12 protein-coding genes are annotated in these 17,340 nt (G+C 41.5%); 9 read left to right on the forward strand and 3 right to left on the reverse strand.

Annotation, left to right across the window (positions count from 1 at the left end; genetic code table 11):
• Positions 1-21: 21 nt before the first annotated feature.
• A complete protein-coding gene (locus NDQ71_RS15895; RefSeq protein ID WP_301562678.1) occupies positions 22-2,700 on the reverse strand; it encodes an ATP-binding protein in 2,679 nt (892 codons plus the stop codon).
• A 261-nt stretch (positions 2,701-2,961) separates the two neighbouring features.
• On the opposite strand from NDQ71_RS15895, the gene prfC reads away from it, so the two are divergent.
• The 4 genes from prfC to NDQ71_RS15915 all read left to right on the forward strand — a co-directional run bounded on the left by prfC (position 2,962) and on the right by NDQ71_RS15915 (position 8,236).
• Complete coding sequence (gene prfC, locus NDQ71_RS15900; protein WP_301561828.1) at positions 2,962-4,545, forward strand: peptide chain release factor 3; 1,584 nt, start codon at positions 2,962-2,964, stop codon at positions 4,543-4,545.
• Between the two features lie 54 nt (positions 4,546-4,599).
• Complete coding sequence (gene argS / locus NDQ71_RS15905; protein WP_192541104.1) at positions 4,600-6,342, forward strand: arginine--tRNA ligase; 1,743 nt, start codon at positions 4,600-4,602, stop codon at positions 6,340-6,342.
• A 475-nt stretch (positions 6,343-6,817) separates the two neighbouring features.
• Positions 6,818-7,456 carry a pyridoxamine 5'-phosphate oxidase gene (gene pdxH, locus NDQ71_RS15910; RefSeq protein ID WP_064665580.1) on the forward strand — a complete coding sequence of 213 codons (639 nt, stop codon included), beginning with the start codon at positions 6,818-6,820 and terminating at the stop codon, positions 7,454-7,456.
• A gap of 6 nt (positions 7,457-7,462) precedes the next feature.
• Positions 7,463-8,236 carry a TatD family hydrolase gene (locus NDQ71_RS15915; RefSeq protein ID WP_301561829.1) on the forward strand — a complete coding sequence of 258 codons (774 nt, stop codon included), beginning with the start codon at positions 7,463-7,465 and terminating at the stop codon, positions 8,234-8,236.
• Here the strand turns inward: NDQ71_RS15915 and NDQ71_RS15920 are convergent.
• On the reverse strand, positions 8,203-8,823 hold the full coding sequence (locus tag NDQ71_RS15920) for an AhpA/YtjB family protein (RefSeq protein ID WP_064665582.1): 621 nt from the start codon (positions 8,821-8,823) through the stop codon (positions 8,203-8,205). The genes NDQ71_RS15915 and NDQ71_RS15920 overlap by 34 nt on opposite strands.
• 134 nt (positions 8,824-8,957) lie before the next feature.
• Between NDQ71_RS15920 and serB the strand changes: the two genes are divergently transcribed.
• Positions 8,958-9,971, forward strand: coding sequence for a phosphoserine phosphatase SerB (gene serB / locus NDQ71_RS15925; RefSeq protein WP_192542992.1), 1,014 nt, complete (start codon positions 8,958-8,960; stop codon positions 9,969-9,971).
• On the opposite strand, the gene NDQ71_RS15930 is transcribed toward serB, so the two are convergent.
• A complete protein-coding gene (locus NDQ71_RS15930; protein WP_301561830.1) occupies positions 9,972-12,458 on the reverse strand; it encodes a PilZ domain-containing protein in 2,487 nt (828 codons plus the stop codon).
• A gap of 368 nt (positions 12,459-12,826) precedes the next feature.
• Here NDQ71_RS15930 and radA point away from each other — a divergent pair, with 368 nt between their 5' ends.
• The 4 genes from radA to NDQ71_RS15950 all read left to right on the forward strand — a co-directional run bounded on the left by radA (position 12,827) and on the right by NDQ71_RS15950 (position 17,147).
• Positions 12,827-14,212, forward strand: coding sequence for a DNA repair protein RadA (gene radA, locus NDQ71_RS15935; RefSeq protein ID WP_064665585.1), 1,386 nt, complete (start codon positions 12,827-12,829; stop codon positions 14,210-14,212).
• 123 nt (positions 14,213-14,335) lie between these two features.
• Positions 14,336-15,268, forward strand: a complete 933-nt coding sequence (locus NDQ71_RS15940; RefSeq protein ID WP_192542990.1) for a hypothetical protein — start codon at positions 14,336-14,338, stop codon at positions 15,266-15,268.
• Between the two features lie 619 nt (positions 15,269-15,887).
• On the forward strand, positions 15,888-16,544 hold the full coding sequence (locus NDQ71_RS15945; protein WP_192542989.1) for a hypothetical protein: 657 nt from the start codon (positions 15,888-15,890) through the stop codon (positions 16,542-16,544).
• Between the two features lie 60 nt (positions 16,545-16,604).
• Complete coding sequence (locus NDQ71_RS15950) at positions 16,605-17,147, forward strand: hypothetical protein (protein ID WP_192542987.1); 543 nt, start codon at positions 16,605-16,607, stop codon at positions 17,145-17,147.
• The last annotated feature ends 193 nt before the right edge of the window (positions 17,148-17,340 follow it).

Genomic DNA, 17,340 nt, shown 5'->3' on the forward strand with positions numbered 1-17,340 from the left:
CAGATGAACTTCATCCACATATTATAATTCAGTTAGCGGCTCTTGCTGCAACGTGTACTTAATCGACTCTATTAAACTCAGCGCTAAATAATCACGTCGGCTCTGATCGCGACCCCGTAAGTTATCCTCAAGTGCCGCAGCAGCATGGTGAATATTGTTAAACCCAAAACATCCTGCACTGCCTTTTAAGCTGTGTGCAAGCACCCTTAGTTGTTCCCACTCATTGGCACTGTGCAGTTGTGTTACCTGAGTTAAATAATCGGGTAATTTGGAACGGTAGTCGTTGTTGATTTGTTGAAACCTTTCGCTATTGAGTAGGTTGTCCCATTTATTTTGGGTGTCTTTTTCAATATTTAAATAGCTAACCAGCACACTTTCTAAAGCATCTTTGTCGATTGGTTTAGCGAGTGCCTCATCGCAACCCGCTTGCAGATAAGTATTTACGTCATGTTTCATCACGTTCGCAGTGAGGGCGATGATGGGACCGTCATAGGCTGCGTGGCGTAACATCTGAGTGGCTTCTAAACCACCCATTACAGGCATTTGCATATCCATAATGATCAGTTGATAGTCGTTTACTAGTGCCATTTCAACCGCTTCTGCGCCGTTGTTAGCAATGTCCGGTTCAAGCCCCCATGTTTGCAACAGTAGTTTGATCAATACTTGATTATCGGGGTTATCTTCTGCGACTAAAATATTGGCATCAAAACTGTTTTGTGCAAATGAAAGTTGTAGATCTTTTTCCGGAGCGAGTTGGCTTTGCTCTGTTAGCATCACAGGAGGAAAATCACTGTTAGTCGCTAAGTTACAGGCAATTTGCACGCTAAAACAACTACCTTTACCGAGCGTACTTTGTACATATACATCACCACCGAGTAGTTGCGCTAAATTTTTAGAAATACATAAGCCTAATCCTGTACCACCAAAGCGTCGTGTGGTGGTGGCATCAGCTTGTTCAAACGGTTTAAATACTCGCTCAACTTCATGTTCGGACATGCCAATACCGCTATCTTGAATTGCAAACTCAATCAGCTGTGAATCGCTGTCATAAGTAATATCTAAAGAGATCAAGCCTTGCTCGGTAAATTTCACTGCATTACTGGCAATATTGATAAGAATTTGTTTTAAACGGGTGCCATCACTATTAATGATGCGCGGCAGTGGTAAGTGAAAGTTGATATTACAGTTGAGCTTTTTCTCTTGTGATAACGGCCGAATAATTGAATCTATATCATGGACTAATTGCACGATATCCAGTGGCTCTTTTTCCACTGCTAGCTTTTCGGCTTCGATTTTGGATAAGTCTAAAATATTATTAATTAGCTCAAGCAGGTGCTTTGAATTACGTAATATAGTACTGAGATGTAAAGCATCACCGCTGGTTTTATTGCTATGTAACAGCTGCTCGGTAAAGCCCATAATTGCGGTTAGTGGCGTGCGAATTTCATGGCTCATATTAGCTAAAAAGCGGCTTTTTAATTGGTTGGCTTGCTCAGCTTGGGCAATGGCAACCTCTAGCTGACTGTTCATGGTTTCAAGTGCTTTGGTACGGCTTTCAACTTTATCTTCAAGGTGATGTTTGTATTCTTCAAGTTCGTCTTGATAATGGCGAATTTGATTCACCATGTGGTTAAAGTCGTTAAATAGCACGCCCATTTCATCGTTATTGTGCGCGGGTAAATACACTGATAAATCGCCATCACCCACCCGATGGCTGGCAGCACCGAGCAACTCGATTGGGTTAAGCAGTAAATTACGTACCACAATAAATATCAGCATCGGTAGGGTGATCACTGAAATGATCACAATTAACGCAGTAATTAAGCTGATTGCTTTACCCGATTGGTACAGCAAAGCTTTCGGAATAGTAGAGACATAATAATAACCACCGCTCATTTGGATGGCGTAAATCATCCGCTCGACTTTGTCGATACTTGATAATTCTATGGTTGAAAGCTTACCCAGATCAGCGAGTTTATGGATCTGTTCAAGTTCATATTCACTAATATATTGACCGCGTTTATCGTAGTCTGAACTAAATAATATTTTGCCGTTATTGGTTAGTAGTAAATTGAGCGTGTTGTTATAGGGAGCTTCTAAAATACTGGTATTTAAAATCGATGGCTCGACGTGTACAACAATAAAACCAAGCTGTTGTGGGCGTTTTAAGTAGTAATCGGCACTGTAAATACGTTGAATAAAATACAAGCTGGTGGTGCCATCTGGTTTTTGCACCATAAACTGTTGTTGGCGTAGGTTACTTTGTAATACTTGCGAAAAAAACGGGTAACTGGTTGGGGCGGTATTTAAATTACTGGAGTAATAGGCATCACTTTGGCCGTTTGGTGAAATCAAATTAACACTAATAATGTCAGGGTAAGCCTCTGAGTAACTAGCAAATACGTCCATTAGCGCGCCTAACCTGCGAGTGTAATTACCGTTGTCGCGCAAGTCATCGGCTAAAAAGTCACTGAGTACCGGAGAGGTTGAAAGCAATTTCGTGGTTGAGTGGAAAGAATCAATGTAGTTAAACATTTTTTGCTGTTGTTGTTCAACAAAGCGACTGACTATAAGCTCAGCTTGCTTTTGCGTAGAGCTGGTTACGTTGGTGAGAGTAAAACCACCTAAAAACAGTAACGGCAAAATCACCAACGGCGTGATATACCATAATAATCTTATACTTAGCTTACTGGTTTTCATACCCAAACAAAATATCCTCCATGCAATCTTCCAATAGTATGCGTTAGCGTAAAATTACACAAGTTTAGTACGTTGACTACTGCAAAGAGCCTGGCTTTATTTGAAACTAAATTATCGGCTAATTACTTACAATCGTTGCTTTTTTGGCTAAGACAAACAAGGTATAATGCTGGCAATTCTATTTTCAAATTACAGTGCGCAGCAAAGCCCTTTGCTTAGGGTTGTGTTAGTGGCGCCTTGTTATGACTTAAAGCGGCTTACATGTCTAATTTATTAAACGAAATCAATACGCGACGCACGTTCGCTATCATCTCTCACCCGGATGCTGGTAAAACCACTATCACTGAAAAAGTACTGTTGTTTGGACAAGCTATTCAAAAAGCGGGGACTGTTAAAGGCCGTGGTTCTAACCAGCATGCGAAATCAGACTGGATGGAAATGGAAAAAGAGCGTGGTATCTCGGTAACGACCTCTGTAATGCAGTTTCCATATAACAAAGCGCTCGTTAATTTACTCGATACTCCAGGACACGAAGACTTCTCTGAAGATACCTATCGTACACTTACCGCTGTAGATTCATGTTTAATGGTTATCGATGCGGCAAAAGGTGTAGAAGATCGTACCCGTAAATTGATGGAAGTAACGCGCTTACGTACCACGCCAATCGTTACGTTTATGAATAAATGTGACCGTGATATACGCGACCCAATGGAGCTGTTGGACGAAGTTGAAACTGAATTAAACATCGCGTGTGCACCAATTACTTGGCCTATCGGTTGTGGTAAAGAGTTTAAAGGTGTTTACCACATTCATAACCAAGAAACGATTTTATATAAAACCGGACAAGGTCATACAATTCAAGAAGTACGTAGCATCAAAGGTCTTGATAACCCAGAGCTTGATGAAGCGATTGGTGAAGAACTTGCAGAGCAATTACGTGAAGAGTTAGAGTTGGTTATTGGCGCTTCGCACGAATTTGATTTAGCGCTATTTTTAGCCGGTGAGTTATCGCCTGTGTATTTTGGTACGGCATTGGGTAACTTTGGTGTTGACCATGTACTCGATGGTTTGACTGAATGGGCGCCAACGCCATTACCACGGGAAACAGAAGACCGCACAGTGCATGCCACTGAAGAAAATTTCACGGGTTTCGTATTTAAAATTCAAGCCAACATGGATCCAAAACACCGTGACCGTATTGCGTTTATGCGTATCGTATCAGGCAAGTACAGCCAAGGTATGAAAATGAATCATGTGCGTATTGGTAAGCAAGTAAGCATTTCTGATGCGGTGACCTTTATGGCCGGCGACCGTGAACGCGCAGGAGACGCTTTCGCAGGCGATATTATTGGTTTACACAATCACGGTACGATTCAAATTGGCGATACTTTCACGCAAGGCGAAAAGCTTAAATTTAGTGGTATTCCAAACTTTGCGCCGGAGTTGTTCCGTCGTATTCGCTTACGCGATCCATTAAAACAAAAGCAACTGCTTAAAGGCTTAGTACAGCTTTCTGAAGAAGGAGCAGTACAAGTATTTAGACCGCTTATCAATAACGATTTAATCGTAGGTGCGGTAGGTGTACTACAGTTTGATGTGGTAGTGGCACGCTTAAAAGCAGAATATAACGTAGATGCGCTGTACGAAAGCGTGAATGTAAATACAGCTCGCTGGGTAAGTTCGACAGACGTGAAAAAATTTGAAGACTTTAAACGTAAGTGTGAGAGCAACTTAGCACTTGATGGCGGCGATAACTTAACTTACATAGCGCCAAGCCGTGTAAATCTTAATTTATCAATAGAGCGTTACCCTGAAGTGACGTTTAACCACACGCGTGAAAACTAAACTCAAAATTTAATTAAAGCCCGCAATGGCGGGCTGACAAAGGTAACAAATTACATGAATATTCGTACGCTTTTAATCGATAAAGCCATTGCTGCAATGACCGCAGCAGGCCTACCAGCAGATACTAACCCTGCGGTTACACAAAGTACTCGTCCACAATTTGGTGATTACCAAATTAACGGGGCTATGGGCGCGGCTAAAAAAATGAAAAGCAACCCACGTGAGCTTGCACAAAAAATTATTGATAACTTAGATGTTAGCGACATCGCCGAAAAAACTGAAATCGCAGGCCCTGGTTTTATTAATATTCACCTCAAGCCTGAATTTTTAGCAAGCAGCGTACAAGCTGCAAATCAAGATGCAAAACTTGCTGTTGCAGAGCACGCACAGCCGCAAACCGTTGTAGTTGATTACTCATCACCAAATCTTGCTAAAGAAATGCACGTAGGTCACTTACGTTCAACCATTATTGGTGATGCCGTTGTGCGCGCACTTGAATTTCGTGGTGACAAAGTTATTCGTCAAAATCACATGGGTGATTGGGGCACGCAGTTTGGTATGTTGATCGCTCACTTAGAAGATCAAATAAACCAAGGTGTTGACTTAGACTCAGTGGCACTGGCTGATTTAGAGACGTTCTACCGCGATGCTAAAAAACGTTTTGATGATGAACAAGGTTTTGCCGATAAAGCACGTGACTACGTTGTAAAACTGCAAGGTGGCGACGCGCACTGTGAAAAACTGTGGAAGCTATTTATTGCCACTTCAGTAAAACATTCAGAGGAAGTCTATAAGCGTTTGAATGTAACCCTAACTGCTGATGACATCATGGCTGAAAGTGCTTATAACAGTGAACTGAATAACATTATCACATTATTAAAAGATAAGAATATTGCGGTTGAATCGCAAGGTGCGCAAGTGGTGTTTTTAGACGAACTTGCTAACAAAGACGGTGAACCTTCGGTGTTTATCGTACAAAAATCGGGTGGCGGTTTCTTATACGCGACAACTGATTTAGCTGCCTGTGATTACCGTTCAAACAAGTTAGGCGCAGCGCGTATTTTAATCTTTGTTGATGCGCGTCAAAGCTTGCACTTCAATCAAGTAGAGCTTACAGCCCGTAAAGCGGGTTTACTACGAGATGAAACCAGCTATGAATTTTGCCCATTCGGCACCATGATGGGTGAAGACGGCAAACCATTTAAAACCCGTACTGGCGGCACTGTTAAACTTGCTGACTTACTCGAAGAGTCAATAGTTCGCGCTACAGCTAAACTTGCAGAGCGTGAATCTGATTTAACCGATGCAGAGCGCACTGAAATCGCACGTAAAGTAGGTATTGGCGCGGTTAAATACGCTGATTTATCGAAAAACCGCACCAGCGATTACATCTTCAACTGGGATACCATGCTTAGTTTTGAAGGCGCAACGGCTCCTTACTTACAATACGCTTATACTCGCGTACGTAGTATTTTCCGTAAATCGGGCGTAGACGCTGCAAGCTTAAACGCGGATGTTGCTATTATCGAGCCGCAAGAAAAAGCACTCGCACTTAAATTGCTACAATTGGAAGAAGTGCTAGATCAAATGATCAGTGAAGCAACCCCGCACGTATTGTGTAGTTACTTATACGAGCTTGCCAGCCTTTACATGACATTCTACGAAGCTTGCCCAGTGCTTAAAGATGGCGTAGAGTCAAGTGTACGTGACAGCCGTTTAGTGTTGTGTAACTTAGTGGCGGATACGCTGAAAACAGGCTTAGATCTACTCGGTATCGAAGTCATGGAGCAAATGTAATCTGTTGCGTGTAGCTCGCTTTGACGGCGTTGTCGTGCTTTTTTAGCCTAAGTCACATACAAACACGTATGCTCCTTGGCATAAAAAAGCACTCCGTCTTGTCAGCACTCCTACACTTGCAGATATATAGTTTGGCACTGAGTTACTGACCCTAATCACATACAAGATCGTATGCTCATAGGGATAAGTCGAGTGTCCGCCTTGTCTTAGGCTAAACTACTTAGGTGGACTCTTGCAGCGTGTAGCTCGTTTTGACGGCGTTGTCGTGCTTTTTTAGCCTAAGTCACATACGAAGCGTATGCTCCTTGGCATAAAAAACACTGGGCCTTGTCAGCACTCCTACACTTGCAGATAATTTTAGGTGCTAGGTGCTAGGTGCTAGGTGCTAGGTGCTAGGTGCTAGGTTTAGTTTGACGCGCAGCTGCAATCGTTTAATTTTGTAGCTGATAGCTGATAGCTTTTTAGAGGGAATTTTATGAAACTCGAAGATATTCGTCGTGAATACCTGCAAGATGCGTTGAGCGAAGAGACTTTGCTTGATGATCCATTTAAACAGTTTGAAACTTGGCTTGAGCATGCGGTAGCAAGTCAGCTGCCCGATCCAACAGCCATGGTGGTGGCAACGGTTGATGAAACTGGCCAGCCCTCACAGCGTATTGTGTTATTAAAACATCTAGATGAAAACGGCTTTGTATTTTTTACCAATACCGGCTCACGTAAAGCACAAGAGCTCAAAGGGAATAACAAAATCTGTTTGCATTTCCCGTGGCACCATATGGAACGCCAAGTGATTGTTTATGGCGAAGCACAACCATTACCTACTGCGGCGGTGGCGAAGTACTTTTTATCACGCCCTAAAGAAAGCCAATTAGCGGCATGGGCGTCAGCGCAAAGTCGACCGGTATCATCGCGTAAAGTGCTGATGGAAACTTTTGCCAATATGAAAAACAAATTTGCTAAGGGTGAAATCCCACTGCCTGATTTTTGGGGCGGCTATTGTGTAGTACCGACTAAAATTGAGTTTTGGCAAGGTGGCGCGCATCGCTTGCATGACCGTTTTATGTATCATCGTCAAGCTGATAACAGTTGGCAAATTACCCGTTTAAACCCATAAGCTGTTATGGCGTTTATTGATTCACACTGCCATTTAGACTTTACTGAATTTGATGCTGAGCGCGCACAACTAATTAAGCAATGTCAGCAGCAGGGGATCGAAAAGCTAATTGTGCCGGGGGTTACCTTGGCGCAATCTCAGGCTTTAATTGCGTTTGCTGCTCAGCATACAAACGTTGGTATTGCAGCCGGTTTACACCCTTACTTTTTAGCGCAGTATCAGCATAATCATCTGATGACATTAACTGAATTTGCAGAGCAACATCGCTCACAGCTTATCGCTATTGGTGAGTGCGGAATTGACCGCAGTATTGATGACTTAGCCTTACAAACACAGATATTTGAGCATCATATCGTGCTTGCTAATCAGCTTGAGTTGTCCTTGATTGTGCACCACCGACAAAGTCATGACTTAATAGCCCAAGCATTCAAGCGTTGCAAACCTAAGTTCGGTGGGGTTATTCATGCTTTTTCAGGTTCAATGCAACAAGCACAGTATTACATTAAGCACGGCTTTAAGCTGGGCGTGGGTGGGGTGATCACTTATCCGCGAGCGCAAAAAACCCGTAGTGTTGTTGCTGCATTGGCGGCTGAGCATTTAGTGCTGGAGACAGATTCACCCTCAATGCCACTGGCGGGGTTTCAAGGGCAAGTTAATACGCCATTGCAGCTGCCTTTAATATTTGCACAACTGTGCGAGTTAAAGCAGCTTAAAGAGCAAGAGAAAGGTATTTTTGAACAACAACTTTATGAATCGTGTTCAGCACTTTTTCGAATATAACGATTAACCTGCCAGCGTTTTAATCCACGCCCAAGTTGCCAGGTAAAAATACAGGTGATCACTAACATCAATAGAACTTGGCGGCCTAAGTCATGAAAACTGCTATGGCTAGTTGCCACTGCTGAACGCGTTAAATAGGTGATTGTAACAAAACCCAGCGGGCGATTATCATCACTAATAATCGGCTCAACAAACGGCGTTTTTAGCTTGCTAATACCCGGGGTTGAATTCGGTAGCTTGCCTAGTAAATGGTGCTTTTGCCAATTATCGCTACTGGCAATAAGGACACCTTGCTGATCGTAAATCGTTGCCGCTAATACAAACTCATCTTTGCTAATACTATTACATAAGGCGGTGAGCTCAGGTTTGTTTTTTTCAAGCATCGGTGTTTTTGCATTAAGTGCCATAAAGCGGGTTAAGCTTTTTGCTGTGCTGTCGGCATTATCATAAAGTAATTGATGGCTTTGAAAACTACTATTAACCGCTACCCAAGTCAGTAACAAAAAGCATGCCGCAGCAATGCTTAATCGCACTAGGCGTTGCCTAAGGGATGCTGAAATAGGGTTTTTAAGATGGTTATTTTTCATAGTCACCGTTTGCGCTGCTGACAGCTTTTACTTTTGATGTTACAACTAGGCCTAACTATAACCTTAAATCCCCCTCAATGGCGAGTTAACTGTTATTTTACAGGGGAGACATTAGTATCATTTTTGGAGTCATCATGACATTGGAGCGCATTGCGAGCCTTTCATCAGAGCAATTGTCAATGCAGTTGTCGTTAGGTAAATGGTATCACTATCAAGATGCCTTAGCAGAGCAAGTGAGCTTACCGAGCGATCCGCAAGGGGTGTTTAGTATTGCATTTGCTGGCGATTTTAACGGTCAGCAATTAGCGAGTATTGTGCAGTTTTTGGCGCAACAGCAATTTATAGTCACCGCAATATGCCGTTATCAACCCGATCAAAATCTAACGCCGGCATTGTGTTTTTACTCTGATACCGCAAAAACGAGCATTAACCCTCTAGTAATGAATGAATTTGCGCATCCACACGGTTTTCAGCTTGTACAGGTCAGTAAGCCACCAAGTTTAACTAATCCAGGCCTACTGGTAATGGATATGGACTCAACCGCTATTACCATTGAATGTATTGATGAAATAGCTCGTCTAGCTGATGTGTATGACGAAGTGGCTGCAGTAACCGCACAAGCGATGGCTGGTAAGTTAGATTTTAGTGAGAGCTTACATCAACGTGTTGCCAAGCTTGAAGGGATTGAACAAAGCTTAATTGATCAGCTTAAAAATAACTTACCACTAATGCCTGGCGTTAAAGAGTTATGCCGAGTGTTAAAGCAACATAATTGGTACTTAGCGATTGCTTCGGGTGGTTTTGTGCCTTTTGCCGAGCAAGTGCAGCAGCTGATTAATTTAGATGAAGTTCATGCCAATATTCTAGAGTTTAAAGATGCAAAACTCACAGGTAAAGTACTTGGTACTATTGTCGATGCCCAGCAAAAGGCAGTGGTGCTGCGCAACTTACAGCAGCAGCTAAGTTTGCCACTACAACAAACTGTGGCAATTGGCGATGGCGCTAATGATTTAACCATGATGGCGGCAGCCGGGCTCGGAGTCGCAGTTCACGGTAAACCTAAAGTGGTTGAGCAAGCCCAAGCGGCTATTTGCCAAGGCTCACTATTACAGCTGCTGTATTTATTAACTATTCCTCAGGCTGAGTAATTAACTGAGCCGTTTTAACCAAATCTGTTTACGCTTATTCATTTGTTCTATCAGTTCAGTTGATAAATCTAAATGACTAAGCGTTTCGTCGGTTATATCAACCATGTCACCAACGCCTGCGACCGACCACAGCGCTTCTTCAAGATCTTTGGCTTTATGTAATGCATATTGGCTTACATATTTTAGCTCGTTAGCTAAGTAATCGGTATCAGGGCGGCCAGTACGCGAAATATAAACACGCATAATAAATAGCAATTCAGATTTTAGCCCTTTCTTTAAAAAGAGCAACTGAGGGGCAAAGTCGTCAGTCGCAGTGCATTTACTTTTTACAGCATCTTCGATGCTCGATTTTTTCGGATCAAAACGAATAAATAATGTGAAAGGCAGTGGCGGATCTTGGCGGCTACGATCTTTGATTGCAGGGGTGATCACCTCTGTGATTTGCTCTGGTGGTAAAAACGCATCAATGCTGGTGGTTTCATTAAGCAAACCATAATTTTGTAAAATAATATGCAGTGGGCTCGGGTATAAGCCTTGACCGATTGCGCCGGTTTTAAAATGCGCCGCCTCTTTATGTAAATAAAACGGAAATTGGCAGACACTTTTCGTCACCATATTCCTAAGCGCAGTTGAAAGCCCCGGTACTTTGGGAGCTTCTTCGGATACCTTTAATTTATCTTTGTTATTTTCAATTAACTGAGTGAAAAATTTCACCCCTTCATGAGGGTTATCAGCAATTCGTGAGGCTTTTAAATTGATGGTAGTTAATGATTTACTGACAGCCATCACTTCGTATTTTAATTTGCTAAGAGTGTGCTTTTTAGTGATCTTTTGTAGTTCAGGTAAGCTTAATTCAACAATATCACCTTTTTGCAATGTAACCGGTTTATCGCATTCAATTTGCAATCCCATGGCCGAAAAATCACGACTATGGGCGGTTTGTATTTGCTCATCTTTAGTGGTTAATAGCGCATCTGTTTTATACAAGTAACGCTTGTGTGAGCGCAGGTTCACGTATTCTAAATCTACAGTTTCAAGTTTGGGAGGAGTTTTATGTTTACCGTGACCAAAACGTTTGAGTTGATTAACGATACTTTTATCATAACTAAAACTCTGATAATGAGCCTGTTCGGCTGCGGTACCAATGGCGGTTAAGATCAGCAAATATTTTACGTCTTTGATCATCCCTTGTACGCGCGGCGAAGGTGGTTTATTCAACTTCTCAATATCTTTGCCAGCGGTATTTGGTAAACTCAATGGTATAAATGAGTCCTCAGGATGGCTTGGCATTAACTGCACTTTAAAGCATTGCCAACTATCTTTTTGGCTACCAAAACCAAAAAATAACGCGCTGAACTGCGGCTCTGCTGCCAACTCGCTGCGTGTTGCCGAGTAGTAATATATTTTTCCTGCCACCACATGGGTAAAGGTGTATAAATATTCTTCTTTTACTTGCGCTGGGGTGCTTAACAGCTCGGCTAAACGTTGTTGATTTAAAATAGTGTACAAACACGATAGCTTACGTTCATCACAAAAATAGCGCTGAATGAAAATATTGTTTTCAGTAGTTAGCACTAAACTCGGGTAGAGCTTGTCATTTTGCTGGCTAAAAAAGGTGAACAAGGATGTAACACGCGGAATATAATACTGTTCGTAACCTTTTGACACGACGGCGTCTAAGGTGTTATCTAAATTCACTTTATAGCGGCGTTTGTTGCCATGAATAAAGCTTGCTAAAAACTCATCGAATTTTGCATTATTTTCGATAAAAGTACGTTTTAAGCGAATATGATTATACTCTGCAGATATTTTTTCAACCGCCACAATTTCGTATTGAATACCGTTTTTTAAACCCAGCTCAAAATCTTGTTCAAGGCCCACTAAGCGCAGACCAAGCAATTGGCCTTTTTTGACTTGATAGCGTGGCGACAGTTTGATTTTGGCGCCACTTAAAGAAATATCAGAGGTCGTGGCTGCAATAGTGTCGTCTTTGCTCAGCTCCACCGTGATCTTGATTGAATAGTTCATCCGCTCTTCGCGGCGGCTTTCATAAGAGGCAAATTTAATTACCTGACAATCTAATTGTTGTTTGTTTTGTAGTTCAGGTTGTTTTGCTTGTTCAGCCGCTTTTTTTTGCATTACGCGGTGGTTGTTATCGGTATTCATAACGGCTTCATACACAGCAAGGGTATAACCACCGTGGCGTTTTATGGCTTTTTCGAATACTGCAATGGCAGTTTCATCCATAAAGTGCTGTTTGCCGTCATACTCATAAGACTTAACTTGACCTGTTACTTGACCACGTAAATCGATAAAACGAGCAATGGGTTGCGAGAGGCGTGACATTTCCATCTTGATCAAGAACTGCTCAGGCTTGGTCAGGCCCGCTGTTTTTGATTTAAAGATCGTGTCAAATTTGGCATTACCTAAATACGATTTAAGTTCGTCAACCAAACTTTCGTACTTCAGTAGAATGTCTTCAGTCATTTATAAAACCATCACCGTCTATTCTAAAAAGTTGGTATACTACGTGAGTATTTATACACTCTCTTGGACGCTGGTTTGCAGCATAGTGAATGTAATAACTACCCTTTTTAGTTTTTATTATTTGAATTCAAGTATGAAATTGCCAAATTAATGGCTCATTACTTTAATTTTAGGATCAAAAAGTCCAAGCAAAAAAGATTAAGCAAAAAGTATGCCCTAAACATAAAAGTAAATAACATTGCTTTTATATAACTCGATTGTGGCGTTGATTTGCCTAGTTGGCAAGGTCAATATTCGACAATACAGTACAGCATGGCAAACTAGTATTAACATAAATTAATTCAAAATGATGAATATAGGCAAAGTTAATGGCAAAAGCGGCAAAAATAGAGTTTGTTTGTACCGAATGTGGTATGAACTATCAGCGCTGGCAAGGGCAGTGTCGCTGTGGCGCATGGAACACCTTAGCTGAATTTAAACCCTCTGCGGGGCAAAGTAAAAAAGCAGCAGCGCGCAGTGTTGTTGGTGGTTATGCCGGTGGTGTGGGCGGTGGCTCTAAAAAAATTAACGACATCACAACCACTGAAGCAGAAAAACAACTCACTGGTATTGGTGAGCTTGATCGGGTGCTATCTGGTGGCGTGACTACCGGCTCTGTAAATATTATTTCCGGTGACCCTGGAGCGGGCAAAACCACGTTATTGTCGGATTTAGTGGCACGCATGTCACAACGTATGCCATCACTTTATTGCACCGCGGAAGAGTCGTTATCACAATTTAAAAACCGAGTTAATCGTCTAAAGCTCGATTACAACCCTGACGAACTGTATTTATTATCAGAAACCAGTGTTGAAACCATTATCGAAGAGCTTGAAAAAAATAAAATCAAGTTTGCGGTGATCGACTCCATTCAAGCGGTTGTTACGGATACCGCCAACGGCAGCCCAGGCTCACCATCGCAAGTTAAAAGTGCTGCGCAAGCGCTGACACAGTACTGCAAGCAAAACGATGTCACTATGTTTATCATCGCCCATGTAAATAAGAATAATGAAATCGCAGGGCCGCAAACTTTAGTGCACATTGTTGATGCGCTATTACACATAGACACCAACGACGGGCAAATTCGTACTTTACGCGCCAATAAAAACCGTTTTGGTGATATCGACACTGTGGGTATTTTTAGAATGTGTGAGCGCGGTATGCTCAGCGTAGATAACCCAAGTGAAATCTTTTTATCGGGCTCGAGCACGGATTCACCTGGTTCTACAATTACCTGTATTCGTAAAGGTAACCGTAATTTGTTACTCGAAATTCAATGTTTAACCACTGAAACCGAAGCTGAATTTCCACAGCGTGTGTGTGTAGGTTTAAATATGAACCGCATAAAAATGTTGACCGGTATTTTGCGTAAACACACTAAAACCAAAATCTTCCACGATACGTTTTTTAATATTGTAGGCGGGCTGAGGATTGATGAAACTGAAACCTGTATCGATTTAGCGCTAGTAACTGCTTTGCTCAGCAGCTTAAATGAATTTGTGGTGCCACGTACAACCTGCATAATGGGCGAGCTGAGCTTAAATGGCGATGTACGGCCAATCGATAGTGGTGTGCCGCGCGTTAAAGAAGCCGCCCAGCACGGTTTTACCGAAATATTTATTCCATTTCGCAACTACCATAAATCAATGGAAGGACTGGGCGCTAAAATTACGCCAGTTAAAACAGTGCATGAGCTACTGAGTTTAATTAATTAGCGGCCCCAATAAACGCAAGCCCTTACCAAAGCGATTATTGAATGATACGCTTAGGAAAATTTTTAGTATAAAGCATGGCCATAATCAGCTTGGCTATAAATAGAATAGTAATAAGGAAATAGAATGAAAAAACTCGCAATTGTTGCCGTTGTTGTTGCCGCAGCTATCGGTGGTGTTAGCTACGCAAATCACGCACTGACACAGGAAGTGAAAGTAGAAGTTGATCGTCAGCTAGCACTGATGAATCAACAAATGGGTATGACAGCCAGCTATGAAGATATCTCAGCGAGCGTATTTGGGCAAAGCGTAGAAATCTCTAATATGGTGATCACAGGCTTTGATCAGCAAGCTGTCGCTAATATTGCGAGCATTGAAGTATCAGGATACGAAACCGATAAAATCGCGCCACGTACCGAGCTGACGATTAAAAACTTTACCTTTAGCGAGCACTTCTTAGCACAGCTACCGCCGGATGCTAATAATAACCTTGCCTCAGCCAGTTATGACTTACACACCTTGATGAATTACGATGAAAAATCAGGGGATAGCGATATTGCCTTCGACCTTAATGCCAATAAAATTGTCGCGCTTAAGTTTAACTTAGGTTTAGCTAAATCAACCGCACTAATGAATGCGTCGTTAGCGCTTAGTAAAATGCAGCAAGAGTTAGGCGCACAACAGCCAACTTTAGAGCAGCAGCTACAGCAACAAACCATTATGATGGAAGCACTTTCAGAGCTTGAACCGCGCAGCATTGAAATAGCCTTAAACAATGAAGGCGAATTTAAAGCGTTAGTAGAGCAAGCCCTTGAAAAGCAAGGCATGACGCTAGAGCAAATGCAGCAAATGGTCGACATGCAGTTACAACAAGCACCAGTCAGCGAAGAGCTAGGTGAAGCGATTAAAAACTTCACGCAAGGCTTAGGTTCATTAACCGTCTCAGCAAGCTTGCCAGAAGGGCAAACCATGACCGAAATTAACCAACAGATCTTCACCCTCATGGGACAACCAGAAGAGCTAGCAGAGTTTATTAATCTTAAAGCCAAGGGCGAATAATAGCTGTCAGCTATCAGCTATCAGTAAGCGGTAAGTTTAAGGCCGCGATAGTTTTGAGTTATTTGAAAGCGCGAGTTAATCTCGCGCTTTTTTTTGTTTGAGGGACTAGGTTTTAGGCGCTAGGCATCAGGAAAAACCAGAGTAGATCGGTGTTAAATTTAACGCTGTAGGTTGTGATTGAGAGTGACGAAAGTAAATAGTGAAAGAGTAAAACTGAGTGATGGTTTCAAGGTGGAAGCCGACATTGATATAGGTTTAGGATAATGACTTATTGAATAATCAAGCTGTTGTTTGTTCCCATATTCAGAAAAATGAGCGACGCGCGCATCTTTATCTGCTTTATTTTCCTGTATTCATTAACAGTTTTGAGTTTTTTAACAACTCGCGGGTTTATTTCTTGTAATTTACAATAACAAAAAAACAACAAAGATAAATCCCTTGATTTACATTTAGATACAGAGTTAGACTGAAAGTATTAAAAAAATCAAAGGATTTTCTGTCTGCAACTTGTGGGTTTAGATCCTTTGAATAAGCTGTTAGGCAATAAACTAATGGAAGCTTGATGCTCAATAGTAGGTTTTTCGATACAGATAGAAGCGTTCAAGAGCGGTGGTTTCGAATGAAATTCCACAGAAGTTTTGGGCGGCAGATAAAAGCTTTTTTCTTGTGGCGACTTTACCGTAAGTTGGAAAAAGAATTTAAAGCAAAAGATAAAGTTATAAACGGAGCTATCGAAACCACAGTAAAAGAATGCAAGAAGGTCAACGAGGATCTGTTTCCTGCGACAAAGCAGTTTTTAAATATTGGCCTGTATTTCTTGCTTGCTGAGAGAGATATCCAAGCTTTAAAAGCTGATGCTTTCGCTCATCCTAATGAGACAAAAAGGAATATTGCGTTACGTGCACTGCTTTTAACCATTTATGAGTGGGATATGGGAAAAGTTACTGGACGGCGAATGCAGTTTATATACGAATCGACAGGATTGTCTGATTCTTCAAAGAGTATGGTTGTCGATGCCCTTAAAAAATTAAAGAAAGCAAGAAAAGCAATTGAAAATGAAATCTCTGAGGCAAGGCACAACACTATTGCCCATAGAGAGGCCGACGCTCTACATCAGTATGAAATTATCTCAGAGCTGAAGGTCATGGATTTTTCCATAGCTTTGACTGGTTTGTACGAAGCGTCAGATGTGCTGTTGAAGTCTTTGGTAAAAGCAATGCTTGAAATTGGTACGATGGAAAGCCTGTTTAATCAGGTGACTTATCGAAAAAAGTAACCTAACAAGGCGCTGCTGCCGACAAGCGGCAGAGCGCAGCGTTAGAGCTACAAGGAAATTATGAGTATATCTAAACTATTTTTTATTCTTTTAACTTTGGGACTTACGGGATGTGTTAATCCTCATGTTAAGCCTAAATTATCAGCTACCGAATTAACTAATGGCGGCATCGTTTATTTTTCAACAGCTTCAATTGAAGAATGTACAGTACATAGTGTTTATTTGGCTCTTAAAAAAGAATCGGATGAAAAAATATTAAATTTAGCTAAATCACAGTTTTTTGTAACTAATCGATATGTAGAAAAAGATTACCCAGAATCAAGAGGCTTATTTCAAATAGTATCATTGCCTGCTGGTTCATATGATTTTTGGTTCGAGCAAAGGCATCCAATGTTAGATGTAGATTATGAAGAGGTTTTATCTCCATTTAAAATTGAAAAAGGTGAAGTTAAATATCTCGGTGAAATACGAGTGGATGGCTGCCTCGATATAGCAGTAAATATAGGTGATGAATATGACAGAGATACAAATAAATTAAAGTTGCTTTATCCTGATATAGGTCAATTAAAACAATCAAAAGAGCTTATCAAACTCAAGCAGTAATGTAGCTCTAACACATATGAGCCTTAACTCTGTCATTAGGCACTAGTATTTTTTTTGACCGTCAATTCTAATTCAATAAGTAAATTCGTTTACTTCGTCTGTCGGTGCGGCTGTTAAGTAAGTAGCTTACGGCAAATAGATAAAGGATCGCTGCGCAATAATCCTTACGCTATTAGCACAGCATTTACTTATT

Source organism: Pseudoalteromonas sp. KG3, assembly GCF_030436385.1.
Taxonomy (GTDB): Bacteria; Pseudomonadota; Gammaproteobacteria; order Enterobacterales; family Alteromonadaceae; genus Pseudoalteromonas; species Pseudoalteromonas prydzensis.